This is a genomic window from Oribacterium sinus (genome assembly GCF_963553175.1).
In the GTDB taxonomy this organism is placed as follows: domain Bacteria; phylum Bacillota; class Clostridia; order Lachnospirales; family Lachnospiraceae; genus Oribacterium; species Oribacterium sinus_B.
This window is the reverse complement of the sequence record NZ_CAUVME010000047.1, coordinates 1-14494: the sequence shown is the minus strand read 5'-3', so window position 1 is coordinate 14494 and position 14494 is coordinate 1. Positions and strand designations below refer to the sequence as shown.

Here is a 14494-nt window from a genome sequence, read left to right as displayed (position 1 = left end):
ACCCTATACCTTAGAACAGGTAAAGAATGGGTATGACTATATAATACGAGGAGGTTCGGTGACTACTTATAGACGACGGATAAAATTTTGCTATTATAAAGTAATAAAATTTGAAAAAAATGAAGGGCAAGAGCTAACTAAAAAGGGAAAATATAATTTAGCTGAATGGTTAATGTTAATGGAAAAACAGAAACACCATAATATAGAATTATCAGATTGCCTAGCGAACCTTGATAAAGTGGAGAACATTAAAGGTACGGATTTTTATGTGATGCGGCTTTATAAGCTAAGAGATGCCAATGTTCCATCAAAAGTTAAAGAGGGAGAGGAAGCCTTTCCAATTCCTTTAGAAAATAATGAATATATCGGAGAAGATTTAATTCTATTATATGATCGATCCAATAGTGCGTGTATGGTACAACAAAATAGGCATTCACTTGGTATCGGAAGACTTGAGGAGTGGATTAACCTTACACGAGAACAATCAAATGAAAGAATAAAATTTCTTCCTATTGCAGATAAATTCACGAAGGAAGAGTTAAGAAAAAAAACAATCAGAAGCATTGAATTTTCGTTTGCAAATCTTCAACCTGAAGCAGCTACAGGAGGATTAGCAGATATAATTCGTTCTTTTGGCAAATTTTCAGGTGTAATGGGGAAGATATCAATTAGTGTTGGGAGAAGTAAGTCAGCAGAACTAAATAAAGAGAATTCATTAGATTTGATTGAAGACTTATGGAGCAACCCTGGGTTAATAAATTCTGCGAAGGTAAAATATAAGTCTGATACAATGAGAGATGATGACAAGTCTAGAATAGAAGTCATTGATTTATTCGAAAATGTACTTCACGATTATATTATTTTTGAAATTGAGGCCAAAAAGTCATTAGATTTTCAATATGCTAAGTTAAAATTGTTAGAAAAATACAAAGAGCAAGCTGTCAAAATAAAGGAACTATGCGATGATAAATAAAATCAAAAAAAATATTGAATTGTTTTATCCGTATATTTTACCAATTGGCATTACCGTTCCTATAGCTCTAATACATACTAATTTCTTGGAAAGCGAGAATTTAAATTCGGCGTTAGAAGCTATAATTACAGTATCGTCGTTAATTATTGGATTTCTTGGAGCGATACTTCCTGTGATAATGAGTATGAAAAATGACTCAAAAATTGTTAAATATGTATTTGAAAAAGATAAGGAACAGTTATTTTTAAAATATATTAAACAAACATTACTTATGGGCATATTAGTGATAATGGTTGCACTTTCTATTTTTATCCGAGATCAATATGTTGGTACAAGCTACTATAAATATGCTTTATATATTATTGTCTATTTTCTTTGTGCTTTTTTACTTTGTACATATCGTAGTATAGACAATATGTTAGATTTAATTTTTTCAAAAGACATTGATTATTTTAACGATGAAAAATTTCATATTATATCAGAAGAGGAACAAGAATTTAGAGATAGGTTAAATAATGAAGAGTCTTAGATGAACAATGACTGAGATATAATGCTATCATTGATTGTAAATAACTTCTGTCCATTGGGAGTTCGCCAGCTTTCAGACTAGTAGATTTTTCTTATCTAGGCTTATTCTTCCTACAGCTATCCTGTAACCAAGCAATACATCGATTTCCTATTCCGGACAGGTCATTACTGCCTTTCCGGAATAGCGATTTCGACATGCCTAAATATGTAAGTCGGCAAAAAATAAAAATTTTGCCGACTTATAGAATATAGAGGTAGAACAAAGAATAATATGGTACATAATCTTTCGCATCAAAAAAACTTCTCCAGAGAAGACTTTATTACTGCCTTTCAGAAAGAAAATAAAAATAAAAGGAAAGACTCAGGAAGATATAATTTTCAGAAGTTATTGGAGAATGGGGATATTTATCGCGTAGGTAGAAATAGCTATCACATAGCAGAGGATTCGAAGAGAAATTACTCTTATCAGTATTCGGAGTTATCGTTAGACCTTGCCAAAAAGATTGAGGAACAATACCCGGAACTTGATTTTCGCATTTTTGAACTGGTCCAATTAAATGAATTTGTAAATCATCAGATTGCCCATAATGTGATATTTGCCTCCGTGGAATCAGGACTGGGAACCTATGTTTTTGATTCCTTAAAAGAACAATATACCGGTAAGATTCTCTTGAATCCTTCCGTGGAAACATTTCATCAGTATTGGTCAGATGATATGATTATTATAAAAAAACTGATTTCTGAATCACCGAAGGGTGAAAGAGCTGTCTGGGAAACTAAGCTTGAAAAGATGCTGGTAGATCTTGTGGCAGATAAGCTTCTTTTATCCTGTGTCAGTAGAGGGGAGTAAGATAATATTTTTCATCAGGCGTTTCAGGATTTTTATATTGATGAGAGTAAGTTGTTTCGATATGCAAGCAGGAGGAATGCAAAGAGCAAGGTGTTGCTACATATAGATAAAACGGATTTAAGAATGGGATCGCAATATGCTGATAAAAAATAATTTTACAGGCCTTAGTTCCAAGCGTTGAGTGCATACTGGGAGATAAATTGACTACTTTTGCACCACAACGATAGGTGTTTGGCTTCGTAACGATTACTATAAATGAATAATTAAATAAGTTTCCTTTCGTGAAAATTGTTTATATTTTTTATGATTTTGCCGAAATTGCAGGTAGTACAGAATTTCTTCAATCATCCGTACTACCTACGATTTTTACTTTGCATTTTTGCAAAATTAGTTTAAGCGATGCCATCCCTAAGAAATATGATTGGAAGACGATTGTTAGTTTCTATCCTAGGACAATGGACTCGCCTATAGAAGGAGAAGCATTATGGGATGGGATCAGGATAGTCAAGTCAAGGATGGCTTGGCAGAATTTAGAGCTTATCATACAGCTGAAAAGCATTCACAGAAGCTTGTGCGGAACCATACACAAAAATATATTGATAAAACTATTGGAGCAAGAAAGAACGGGGGACATCCCTTTTCCGTTTTTTCTCGCTCCTTTATGCTGTCTATTCCTCTGGCTCTGACCCTTCCGTTCTTTTCCCTAACGGCCCAAGCAGAGGGAAAATGGGTGCAGGCTGAGGGACAGTGGCAGTATCAGGAGGAAGGACAAAACCAGAAGGGTTGGAAGGAGATTTCCGGTAGCTGGTATTATTTTGACCCGCTTACCGGGAAAATGCAGGATGGCTGGATTCTGGCAGACGGAAAATGGTATTTTTTGAAGACGGATACCGCAAACTGGGGAAAGATGGCCCAGGGCTGGACCTGGGTGGACGGCTATTGTTATTTTCTAAAAGATAATGGAACCATGGCTACTGAGGAGAAGACTTCGGATGGATACAGCATTTCCGCAAACGGCCAGTGGGTTCAGGATGGAAAGCCGGTACATGAAGAAGGGAAGGGCGTTTCTTCCCGGCGCTCTGCGCAGGTGGAAAAGGAAATTAAGGCAGGAGTTGCAGAGGGACAGCAGATAAATGCAAATGGAGAAGCACAAAATACCGGGATTAAGGGTATTGCCGGCTCCGGTGGAAGCGGTGGTTCCGGTGGCGGAGGCGGCTTTAGCGGCGGTTCAGGTTCCGGCGGTGGCTCAAGTTTCGGTGGCAGTTCAAGCTCCGGAGGCTTCGGTTCCGGAAGCGGCTCGAGTTTTGCCAGTGCTTCCGGCTCTACTTCAAGTGCTTCCGGCTCTTCTGCAAGTTCTGTTGGCGGAGGCTTTCATTTTGGTGCCGGCAATAGTTCCGGTACGGTTGAGAGCGACTCAAGGCAAAGAGACCTTTTCGGTGATAGCAAATACGATTCTGTAAGTAATACTGAAGACAATACAGGATTTTCCCCTGAAGCGACGGAAAAAGAAAATACATTTTCCGAAGAAGAGTTGGCAAGAAGGGCTGAAAAGCAGAGAAAGCAGGCGGAAGAAGAGCTTGCCAAGCGGAAGAAACTTTTAGAAAAAATTGAAAATGGACAAAACAACAATACAGTAGAATATGAAACAGAGGAGGGAGAAAAGCGTACCGTTCTTTTTGTAAAAGGTGTTAAAGCTCCCAAATTGGGAGAAAATGGTGATTTTCGGAAGTCGGAAGACCATGGATACATTGATTATAAAGCTCCCTTTGAGGAGGGACAGGGCTATTTTGATGTAAACAAAGCTCCCTTTGGAACGAATAAAGAGATTGATCGAAATCTTTGCTTTGCGGCAGCAGCCAGCAATACTCTGCATTGGTATTTGAGGGAGAATAAAAAAGAAATACAGGACTATATCAAAGATAACGGGGATGTTATCAGAACGATAGGTGCTAATACATATAGCTTAAGGGAAATGATGAATCAGGAGGTAGAGCAACAGGGAAGTCTGATTTATCAGTATTTTAAGGAAATATATGGCAATAATGAGACTGGCTATTATACGGTTCCGCTTATGGATCTTTTCCTGAATGGCTATACGCCGAAGGAAGACAGAAAAACCAATATAGAAGATAAGGATTTGCAGCCGGATGCAAGGGGTGGATTTTTATATGGGATTATAGGAACTAAACCGCAAACCGGTATGCAATCTGTAAACAGCTTGAGTGATTTAGGGAATAGTCTGCAGCATTACCTGTCTAATAACTTCGTTGTTTGCCTGTCTTATACAACTTTTAGCTATAATCATGTGGTTACCCTCTGGGGAGCGGAATATGATGAGAGTGGTCTTCTCCGTGCTGTGTATGTAACGGACTCAGACGACCAGGATGAAACCGGAGTGGAAACGGATGTGGCTATGAAGCGTTATGTCGTAAAGGGCAAAGGAAATCTTAGTTTTCTCAGTAATGCCATCAGTGATGAGGCGAATGGTGCGAGAATAAATAGTTTGCAGTATCTGCGGTTTGGCGGTGAGGAAGACTTGGAAGATTAAAAGGAAATAGGAGAAATGAGATACCGCAAGTTTTGCAAGCGGTACTCATTAAGAACCAGAAGAGGAGGGGATTAGCCCTCCTCTTTTCCGTAAAAATCTTGTTCCGATAATTCACGCCATGTTAAATACATTTCTTTGTAATTCTTTTTTATGAAATTTTGAATAAGGCGGATGTCTCTTTGGGAGAGGAGACCGCTATGTGCTACTGTGGTATCTCCATTTTCTTTAACAAAAAATTTTGCAGATCCTGCTTCTGTAAGTCGCTTATCACTGGCATGAACATGCATCGCTTCGATGACGCAAGATGCTGTGTAATAGAGATAATAACCATGAATTTTGTAACTATAATACTTCGGCATAGTTCTTCTCCAAAAATTCTTTGTTTTTGTGATAATAATCCAAAACGATTTGACATTCAATTTCATCCATATTCGTTTCAATAATATTATCATGGAAAATTACAGCAACATGGTGAAAGGATTCTAAGTGGACAACGAAGACCTTGTCTTCTTTTTTTGTGAAGGCATAGCCATTGATAATCATATCGGCTTCATCTGCAATTTTCTTTTTATCCTGTAGCTTCACGGATTTTCACCTCCTTAATATGAGATAGAAAGGAATCGACATCATAAGAAAGGTCTTCCAGAATAGGAACTAAATCAATATATTCTTCCATTTCTGCTAAGTCCTTATATTTCGCAATTACAACCAAATAGCCGGCATCCCATTCTAGGACTTTCTGATATTTTTCTAATCGAGGAGAGGTCATAAAGCGTATAACATCGTTCTGAAATTGGAAAATGCTATAGTTACCGGAATTGCTTAGAAATGCTAAATTTTTTCGTTCTTCCATTCTTTTCTCCTTGTGCTTTCTACTGTTTACATATTTTATCACAAAAAAATATAGAGAGTAATAGCCTGATCAAAAAGAAGCTTTAACAAGAAGCTTTAGCAAAGTTAAGAACCAGAAGAGGAGGGGATTAGCCCTCCTCTTTTTCAGTGAAAATCATTTATTTTTTTTAAAGACTGCAAATATTCAATGGCTTCATGCACATTGGAAAAAGTGAGGCATTATTCGACCTCCTCGATTTCAATATTAGGGGTGGCACCATATTTTCCAACCAGATACGCTTTACGGATATTGTCACTGGTCCTGGTGGAGAATTCACTGATACTATAAAGTTCGGAAGAACCGTCGCTATTCTGTTTATCTGCAAAATAAATCTGATCTTTTCGAAGGTATTCCAGGCTTAAAAGCTCTGTGTTATGAGTGGTAAAAATGAGTTGGGCTCCATTTTTGTTACTGTCTTTACTTTGAAATTTTGCGACAACGAAGTTGATCAATTGAGGGTGGAGTTCCTTTTCCAGTTCATCTACCAGTAAAATACCACCTGTTCGTAATGCCGATTCAATGGCGGGTGCAAGAGCCATAAGCTTTCTGGTGCCATCAGACTCATCAGAAAGATCCAGGTAAAAATTATCTTTTTTCCCGTCTTTCTTAACGCCTTGGTGGCTTGCTTGAGCAGATACTTCCTGTAGCTGCAGTAAAATGGTGCCGTCAGAGGAGGTCTCAGAGAGTGCACGTATAAATTGTGATAATTCAGTTTTGAAGTCCTCCGGAATGTCTGTAGGAAGAGGTCCATCTGATCGAACTTCCTTATTGTTGATTTCGAATTGAACATCCAAAATGCCTAAGTCTGCAGCCTTGGCATAATCAGAAATTGCTTTTAGCATCAGCTTATCTTCTGCATACTCTAAGATTTGACCGGGAATATCAGAATAGTCACGAGAAAAATATACTTCATTTCGAAACCACTGCATGGCTGAAACGCATGCTGCGTCATTCATAGTACATGCTACTGAGAAAAACAGTTGATTTTCTGCAACCATTTTCCCGATTAAAGTTCTTTTGGATTTATCTTCTGTGAAAGAAAAGTTTTGCTCTTTTCTATCAAAAATGAGGGCTTTTTGTCCTTTAGGAGCATGGTATAGATATTCTGAAAAGATTTTTTCTCTTGTTGCTGAAAAACCATACCAGTAACGAACGCCGTTAGAACTGTAAACAAATTCAAATTCTGTAGGATCATTTTTTGAATAATCATTTAAGGAAAATGGGCGAACCGGGATGATGGCACGATCATGCTGAGTTCTCTGTGCATTTCGGATAAACTGTACCGCAAGCCAGAAAGCTCGAATGACGTTACTTTTACCGCCACCATTTTTTCCATATATTGCACAGGATGGAAGTAACTTTACTTTAGAGGATAGAGGGATGAGTGACTTTTTTAAAGAATTAATGCCGCTTGCTTCCATAGATAATACGGTTTCGTCTCGAAATGAACGGTAATTTTTAAAACGAAATTCAATGAGCATATTGACCACCTCCATAGATCATCTTTGGTGATAATAGCATCATGAAATACTAAATGCAAGAAAAAATATCAAAAAATTTGATTTTTAATATCCAATTTCTGCTTTCGACTATTTTTGTAATCCGGTTTTTCTGAAAAGATAAGATTTCTTCAGAGGAAATACCTTGCAAAGAAAAAGATTCTCCTATACTCTTAACGATAGCTTTTCCATCATTCCTGTATAGGCTGTGAAGGTGCCTATAGGATGAGAAAAGCACTAAGGTGAATAAAACGTATAGTATCATCAGAAAAGTTTGAGTTTAAACTAAGAAATAAAGGAGACTAACTATAAATGAAGAATTGGAAAAATGAAGCGGAGGCCAGGGAAGAGATTAAGGCATTGGTGGCGGAGTATTACCATAGCTTTAAGGAGCAGAAGAAGCCCTTTGAGCCGGGGGACAGAGTGAGCTATGCATCCCGCGTGTTTGATGAGAAGGAAATGCTGTCCTTAACGGATGCCACTTTGGACTTTTGGCTAACCACTGGACGCTTTGCGGATGAGTTTGAGAAGAAATTTGCGGAGTGGATCGGTGTGAAGCATGCCTATTTGGTAAATTCCGGATCCTCTGCCAATTTACTGGCTTTTATGACCTTAACCGCACCGGAGCTGGGAGAGCGGCAGATTAAGCGGGGAGATGAAATCATTACCGTAGCCTGCGGCTTCCCCACCACGGTAACGCCCGCTTTGCAGTATGGGGCAGTGCCTGTCTTTGTAGATGTGACCGTTCCTCAGTACAACATTGATGTTCGTCGTTTGGAGGAGGCTTTGTCCGAGAAAACCAAGGCGGTGATGATTGCCCATACCTTGGGAAATCCCTTTGATTTATCGGCGGTAAAGGCATTTTGCGAAAAGCATTCTCTCTGGCTTGTGGAGGACAACTGCGATGCTTTAGGCAGTCGTTACACCATTAATGGAGAAACAAAATTTACAGGAACCTGGGGAGATATCGGGACCAGCTCCTTCTATCCCCCTCATCACATGACCATGGGAGAGGGTGGAGCAGTATATACCAACAATGCCCAGCTGTCCAAGTTGATTTTGTCCTTTAGAGATTGGGGAAGGGACTGCATTTGCCCCTCCGGACAGGATAACTTCTGTAAGCACCGCTTCCTGGGGCAGTACGGGGAGCTTCCCAAGGGCTATGACCATAAATACACCTACAGCCACTTCGGATATAATCTGAAGGTTACGGATATGCAGGCGGCGGTTGGTGTGGAGCAGCTGAAGAAATTCCCGAGCTTTATTGAAAGACGTAAGGAAAACTGGGCTTTTCTGCGGGAACGGCTTAGCTCTTTAACGGATGACTTGATTCTTCCGGAGCCTGCGGAAAATGCAGATCCCTCATGGTTTGGTTTCTTGATTTCCGTGAAAAAGGATTCTCCGGTAAAGAGAAATGCTTTGACTGCCTATTTGGAGGAAAGAAATATTCAGACTCGATTGCTGTTTTCCGGAAACCTGATTAAGCACCCCTGCTTTAACCAGATTCGAAACACCGATGCGTATCGGGTGGTAGGCGACCTTACGGAAACCGACTATATTATGGAGCATACCTTCTGGATTGGCGTTTACCCCGGAATGACCAAGGAAATGCTAAGCTATATGGCAGAGCAGATTTCCGCAGGGGTAAAAGCGTTAAAGGGACTATAGGATTAAGAACAGTTTTTGAAAAATGTAGATAGAGTCGGGACAGGATTTTGTTTGTCCTTTTGAATTGGGCAGTAGACTGTAATGGTCTGCTGCTCCGTTTTTTATATGCTTATTTTTTATGAAATCACAGATATAAAGCTAAGGGTTAGCCATCAATACACTTAGTTCCATAAGCCTGCTGTTATACTGCTCCTTTATTCTTTCCCTAATTCTAACCGATAATCTATAGAAACTATGATTCAATAGAGGCAATAATTCAATAGAGGCAATAATCCAACGGAGACAATAAACCAGCAGAGACAAGAATCCAATGGGAAAATGCTCTAATAGAAAAAATACTCTAATAGCAACAATGTTTTAATAGAAACTATAATCCAAGGAATAGGGGAAAGAATATATCATGAAGAGGAATCCATATCAAAGACGGGAAGAAGAATATAGACTCTTGACAGAGAAAATGCAGCAGGCTCATAAGCCCTATGCCATTAGCAAGGCTCGCGTTATTTTTGATGAGAAAAATTCGGAATTTTATGGAAAAGGCGGAGAGTTGAAAAGTGGAGACAATCTCCTCCCTGTTCCTGCTTTACGTGGTTTGGCTTGTCTCTTTCTTTTATTTTTATTCCTGCTTTGCAGCATTTTGGTTCATGCGGAGGAAAGGGAGCAGGGCGTTTGGGTATATGAAAATAAAGAGTGGGGCTATCACACCAAAGCCGGAACGCCTTTAACCGGCTGGATTTCGGATAAGGAGGACTGGTACTACATCAGTCCCCAAAGAGAAAAGCTGCTGATCGGTTGGTTAAAGGATGGGGAGCAGTGGTATTTTCTCAATAACAGAGAGAAGAATCTTGGGAAAATGATGAAGGGCTGGGCTGTGATTGACGGCTACGCCTATTATTTTTCGGAAAACGGCAGTATGGCGGTAAATACCAAGGTGGAGGGTCAGTATCCTGTCAATGATCAGGGGCAGTTCCTTGGAACAAATGGTCAGCCTACATATTTTTCCAAAAGCACCTATAGAACAAAGCCCAGTATTGTGCTGGATGAGCTTTTGGCTAAGGCAGAGGCGGAACTCAAAGAAAATTCCGTTCCCAGAATTACGGCTCTTCCCAATGGAACCTTTCAGGCTCACTACGGAAATACCATGATGGGAATCTATGTCCCCGGTCCGGTAAATCCCTGGCAGGAAAAGGTGGAAGTGGATATGGAGCAGTACGACTTAAAAGAAGAGGATCCCATTGAAGTCCCGGATGAAGAACAGCCGGAGGACGAAGGCGAAAATGACAATGAAGAAGAGGAAGTAGATGAAGACGCAGATGTAGCGAAATAAAGAAGCTGTTTGAATAAGGGTATTTATAAAAAATAAAAAAATGAATAGCTTATATACTATAGGTCTGAAAGAAGGGAGCGTACCTCTGATTTCAGGCCTATATTGCGTAGAAAATTATAATTTTTTACAGGCTCTCTATTTCCATGATAATTCAAGTTGACGATTATTCTTCACACAATCCTTTAAATATAGATTAATTAAAGTCTGATATGGAATCCCTGTGTTTTCTGCTTTGTTCTTAAAAAAGAGAATTACTTTTTCGTCAAGGTTAATGGTTATCTGCTTTTTCAGAGCCTTAGCATACGGATTTTTTATAGCCTTGCTAAAATCAAATTCTTTTTCTAAAAAATCATCTCTATCATTCATCACCTTACACTCCTTTCATAGCCTGCTTTCTCAGCTGAAGTTGCCTTTCTTGATGAGATAATGCGTATTGTAGTTTCTTCCCGTATACAATGAACTACAAGAAGAATATTGCCCTCATCGCTGCAACCAATGATACGAAAACGATCCTCATTTCCGGAATGAAGCTCGTCATACTCCAGCAAAGCTTGCTCATCATAAAATACTGTTTTTGCTTCTTCAAAGGATACCCCATGCTTGATTTGGTTTATCCGATTTTTGGTTTCATCCCATTCGAATTCCATAGGGCACCACCTTTCTATAGGTACAGTATAATTATATAATAATTATACTTCAAGCGGAAATTTATATTACTAATAGGAAATCAAATAAAGAGAATGCAGTCTGTGATGAGATGTTAGTTTCTTCTTTTAAGAGATTAGAGTAAAGGTAGTCTAGGCATAGCCGGATTTTAGACTAAGAAATCCCTTTGCAAATAAACAGAGGATATAAAAAACCAAGCGAATTGAATAGGTTTTCGACAATATAGGTCTGAAAGAAGGGGTAGTCTGAGCCCGCGGGTTCTTAGCTTTTGTTTTGTAAAAGCTTAGAACCCCTGCAGGGCGAGGCTAGCGGGAGCGTGCCCCTGATTTCAGGCCTATATTGTACAGAAAACCAATTTGGCTTTTTCATCCTCTTTTTGATTCCAGCGGGAGCGTACCCGTTGGGACTTGCCTGTCGCACTAGAACCGAAGCTAATTCTTACTTTTCTCTTCAGCCTCCTTTTTTCTTTTCCTTTTTTCTGTTTTTATGGTAAAATTTCCAAAAGATTGTTGTTATTTATGGGAGGTCTTCATGGAAGAACAAAGAGCATATAGAGTAGAAGAACAGGATCAGGATAGTTTTGGAGAGGTTATCATTGCAGATGAGGTCATTTCCATCATTGCCGGCATTGCGGCAACGGAGGTGGATGGCGTAGATTCCATGGATGGCGGCTGGTCCGGAGCCCTGGTTTCCCGTATGGGGATTAAGGATCTGGCTCGCGGTGTCAAGGTGGAGATTTCCGGTGAGGAAGTGGCTGTGGATTTGCGCTTAAACATTTGCTACGGTTATGCGATTCCCGAGGTTTCCAAGGCAGTACAGGAAAGAGTGGTTTCCAGCATTAACAGTATGACCGGTTTAACAGTCAGAGAAGTCAATGTTAAGATTTCCGGAGTGGTGAATAAAGAGAATGAATAAGAGAGAAGAAAGAGACCATAAATTTAAACTCTTGTTTTCCACCCTATTTTACCCGGAAGAGGGAAAACAGGAGCAGTTGAGCCATTATTCCTATAGCAAGGAAGAGGATGAGGACTTTTTACTTCCGGAGAAGGAAGAAGAACATCTTTCTGAAGAAGAGGAGGCATTTTTGTCTCAGGAAGTCATGAAGATTTTGGAACGGCTTCCTCATTTGGATGAGCGAATCAACGCGGTAACAGAGGGCTGGACCACCAGTCGTATGTCAAAAACAGACTTAACCGTTCTTCGTTTGGCCTTGTACGAGCTGGAGTATCAGGAAGAAACCCCGGATAAGGTGGTTTTTAACGAGGCGGTGGAGATTGCGAAGAAGTACGGGGGAGCGGATTCCGGCTCCTTTGTCAATGGTGTCCTGGCTCGTATCACCGGAAAGCAGGGTGAGGGAGAAGAGAAGGGCAAGTCTTCTAAGAGCAAATCCGGAAAGGTGGAGAAAAAGTCTTTCCATATCGTAAAATCAAAAGCTAAAGATAGTAAAGCGCCAAAGAGAGGATAGAATTCATCCCAAATCACAATTTCACTGAGGCGATTGCTTTATTGTATGGGGAAAGTGTTCCCCGGGCAGAGACTTCGCTCTTTAGAACGTCTGAAGCGCATGCCTTGCGGAGAAAGTGCACTTCGGGCGGGAGCTTTGCCTTGAAATGTGACGGGATATCAACAGCAGCCTATGGCAAATAAAGAATATACGGTTAGTCAGGTAAATCGCTATCTGGCACGAATGATGCAGGAAGACTTCTTCCTTTCCCACATTACCGTCAGTGGGGAAATTTCTAACTTGAAAATGCATCCTTCGGGACATATTTACTTCACCTTAAAGGACCAGGCTTCGCAGCTTTCCAGCATTATGTTTGCGGGAAAGAGGGCGGGGCTTGCTTTTCCGTTGGAAAATGGAATGAAGGTGCTGTGTTCCGGCCGTATCGGTGTTTATGAGGCAGGAGGCAGTTACCAGATTTATGCGGATTCTTTCCAAAAAGCGGGCCAGGGAGATCTCTACCTTCGCTTTGAGGCCTTGAAGAAGGAATTACAGGAAATGGGGCTTTTTGACGCTATGTATAAAAAGCCGATTCCCAAGTATGCCAGAAAAATCGGTATTGTTACCGCAAGCTCCGGAGCGGCGGTAAGAGACATTATCCAAATTGCAAAGCGGAGAAATCCTTTTGTGGAGCTTTTCCTCTATCCGGCTTTGGTACAGGGTGAGGGGGCTGTGGCTTCCATTTGCAAGGGGATTGCCCGTCTGGACCAGATGGGCTTAGATGTGCTGATTGTAGGGCGTGGCGGCGGTTCCATAGAGGACCTTTGGGCCTTTAACGAAGAGGCGGTGGCTAAGGCTATTTTCAATGCGGACACCCCCATCATTTCCGCTGTGGGACATGAAACGGATACCACCATTGCGGACTTTGTATCGGATTTGCGAGCACCCACTCCCTCTGCGGCGGCGGAGCTTGCAGTTTTCGACTATATGCAGTTTGTGGATGATTTGGCAAGCTATACCTATAGCTTCCATCAAAGGATGGAGCGTATTATTCAGAAAATGCGTCAAAGGGTTAAAGAGGAGGAACTTCGTTTTTCCGTCCTTCACCCAAGGAACATTTTACAGGGAAAACAGCATAGAATTTTGGATTTGGAAAGTCGTTTTCAAAGGCAGATGGAACTATGCATTCAGGAAAATAAATCGGCGCTTCTTCCTTACCGGGTATTCCCTCAGTGGATGGAGCGAAAGCTTACAAATGCCAAGGACAGGATGGGAGAGTATCAGGTCTTTCCCCACAAGATGAAGGAAAAAATTCTTCTTGCGAAAAACAAAGAGGAGCGGTATCGACATTTTCCAAGTCTCATGGAAGGGAAGCTGGAAAAGAAGAAGCATCAGTTAGCTATCCTTTCCGAGCAATTCGATGCCCTTTCCCCCCTGCGCCTGCTGTCCAAGGGATTTTCCTATGTGCAAAGGGAAGACGGTAAGCGGATGAGCAGTGTGGAGCAGGTGAAAATGGGAGAGATTTTACAGATTCATTTTACGGACGGCACTGCCAAGGCCAAGGTTTTGGAAAAGCAGAAGGAAGAGCGGCTTGGGGCGGAGAAGCCGGAGTAATAGAGGCTTGGATTGGAAAAGCCGAAGGAATAGAGGTTTGGGCCGGAAAAGTTAAAGCAATAGTGGATATGCATGGAAAACTCACGAAATAGAGCTTAAGTATAAAAGCCGGAGCAATAGCAGCTTGGTATAGAATAGGAGAAACGCCTAGAGAAAGGAGCCTGTATGGGAACAGAGGAAAAGAAAGTCGAAGAGCAGAAGCTGAAGAAGGCGGAGAAAGAGCAGAAGGAAAAGAAGGATTTAAACGAGATTTTTGAAAATCTGGATGGACTTTTGGAGAAGATGGAGGGCGAGGATAGCTTGGAAAAAAGCTTTGCCATCTACCAAAAGGCGGTTTCTTTGCTGAAGGAAGCTAATGAAAGCATTGACCAGATTGAAAAGCAGGTGAAGCTTTTAGACAGCGAGCAAAAGGGTGGCTTGGATGCTTAAGGGAAATCAGGGTGCCGAAATGAGGAATCAGGGTGCCGAAATGAGGAATCAGGGTGCCG

General features: G+C 40.8%; 15 protein-coding genes and 1 pseudogene. 10 read left to right on the top strand and 6 right to left on the bottom strand.

What is annotated here, in order from left to right:
- The 4 genes and pseudogenes from RYO92_RS10070 to RYO92_RS10055 form a co-directional block, all read left to right on the top strand.
- The coding region (locus RYO92_RS10070) for a DUF6731 family protein (RefSeq protein ID WP_315370298.1) at positions 1–973 on the top strand (973 nt) is incomplete at its 5' end.
- Positions 963–1502 carry a hypothetical protein gene (locus RYO92_RS10065; protein ID WP_315370297.1) on the top strand — a complete coding sequence of 180 codons (540 nt, stop codon included), beginning with the start codon at positions 963–965 and terminating at the stop codon, positions 1500–1502. The genes RYO92_RS10070 and RYO92_RS10065, both read left to right, overlap by 11 nt.
- Positions 1503–1772: 270 nt before the next feature.
- A pseudogene (locus tag RYO92_RS10060) lies at positions 1773–2504 on the top strand (DUF6577 family protein).
- Between the two features lie 331 nt (positions 2505–2835).
- On the top strand, positions 2836–4899 hold the full coding sequence (locus RYO92_RS10055; protein ID WP_315370296.1) for an IdeS/Mac family cysteine endopeptidase: 2064 nt from the start codon (positions 2836–2838) through the stop codon (positions 4897–4899).
- Positions 4900–4970: 71 nt separating this feature from the next.
- On the opposite strand, the gene RYO92_RS10050 is transcribed toward RYO92_RS10055, so the two are convergent.
- The 4 genes from RYO92_RS10050 to RYO92_RS10035 form a co-directional block, all read right to left on the bottom strand.
- Entirely contained in the window at positions 4971–5258 is a 288-nt protein-coding gene (locus RYO92_RS10050) for a DUF4160 domain-containing protein (protein WP_314633355.1), read from the bottom strand.
- Positions 5242–5484, bottom strand: coding sequence for a DUF7723 family protein (locus RYO92_RS10045; protein ID WP_007157021.1), 243 nt, complete (start codon positions 5482–5484; stop codon positions 5242–5244). Before RYO92_RS10045 ends, RYO92_RS10050 begins: the two co-directional genes overlap by 17 nt.
- Complete coding sequence (locus tag RYO92_RS10040; RefSeq protein ID WP_314633360.1) at positions 5468–5752, bottom strand: DUF7724 family protein; 285 nt, start codon at positions 5750–5752, stop codon at positions 5468–5470. The genes RYO92_RS10045 and RYO92_RS10040 overlap by 17 nt, the downstream gene beginning before the upstream one ends.
- Positions 5753–5970: 218 nt before the next feature.
- The gene (locus RYO92_RS10035) at positions 5971–7287 is read right to left on the bottom strand and encodes an AAA family ATPase (RefSeq protein ID WP_007157019.1); all 1317 of its coding nucleotides are present in this window, start codon (positions 7285–7287) and stop codon (positions 5971–5973) included.
- Between the two features lie 315 nt (positions 7288–7602).
- Here RYO92_RS10035 and rfbH point away from each other — a divergent pair, with 315 nt between their 5' ends.
- Both rfbH and RYO92_RS10025 read left to right on the top strand, forming a co-directional pair.
- Complete coding sequence (rfbH, locus tag RYO92_RS10030) at positions 7603–8958, top strand: lipopolysaccharide biosynthesis protein RfbH (protein ID WP_007157017.1); 1356 nt, start codon at positions 7603–7605, stop codon at positions 8956–8958.
- A gap of 400 nt (positions 8959–9358) precedes the next feature.
- Positions 9359–10285, top strand: coding sequence for an N-acetylmuramoyl-L-alanine amidase family protein (locus RYO92_RS10025; RefSeq protein WP_315370295.1), 927 nt, complete (start codon positions 9359–9361; stop codon positions 10283–10285).
- Between the two features lie 135 nt (positions 10286–10420).
- Here the strand turns inward: RYO92_RS10025 and RYO92_RS10020 are convergent, their stop codons facing one another.
- Together RYO92_RS10020 and RYO92_RS10015 are read right to left on the bottom strand one after the other, a co-directional pair.
- Entirely contained in the window at positions 10421–10651 is a 231-nt protein-coding gene (locus RYO92_RS10020) for a BrnA antitoxin family protein (RefSeq protein ID WP_007157015.1), read from the bottom strand.
- On the bottom strand, positions 10651–10932 hold the full coding sequence (locus tag RYO92_RS10015) for a BrnT family toxin (RefSeq protein WP_007157014.1): 282 nt from the start codon (positions 10930–10932) through the stop codon (positions 10651–10653). The genes RYO92_RS10020 and RYO92_RS10015 overlap by 1 nt, the downstream gene beginning before the upstream one ends.
- A gap of 550 nt (positions 10933–11482) precedes the next feature.
- On the opposite strand from RYO92_RS10015, the gene RYO92_RS10010 reads away from it, so the two are divergent.
- From RYO92_RS10010 to RYO92_RS09995, 4 genes are all read left to right on the top strand, one after another.
- The gene (locus RYO92_RS10010; protein ID WP_040649042.1) at positions 11483–11866 is read left to right on the top strand and encodes an Asp23/Gls24 family envelope stress response protein; all 384 of its coding nucleotides are present in this window, start codon (positions 11483–11485) and stop codon (positions 11864–11866) included.
- Positions 11859–12416: a transcription antitermination factor NusB gene (nusB, locus tag RYO92_RS10005; RefSeq protein WP_007157012.1), complete on the top strand. Its 558-nt coding sequence runs from the start codon at positions 11859–11861 to the stop codon at positions 12414–12416. Before RYO92_RS10010 ends, nusB begins: the two co-directional genes overlap by 8 nt.
- Positions 12417–12587: 171 nt before the next feature.
- On the top strand, positions 12588–14006 hold the full coding sequence (xseA, locus tag RYO92_RS10000; RefSeq protein WP_315370294.1) for an exodeoxyribonuclease VII large subunit: 1419 nt from the start codon (positions 12588–12590) through the stop codon (positions 14004–14006).
- A 165-nt stretch (positions 14007–14171) separates the two neighbouring features.
- Complete coding sequence (locus tag RYO92_RS09995) at positions 14172–14435, top strand: exodeoxyribonuclease VII small subunit (RefSeq protein ID WP_007157010.1); 264 nt, start codon at positions 14172–14174, stop codon at positions 14433–14435.
- The last annotated feature ends 59 nt before the right edge of the window (positions 14436–14494 follow it).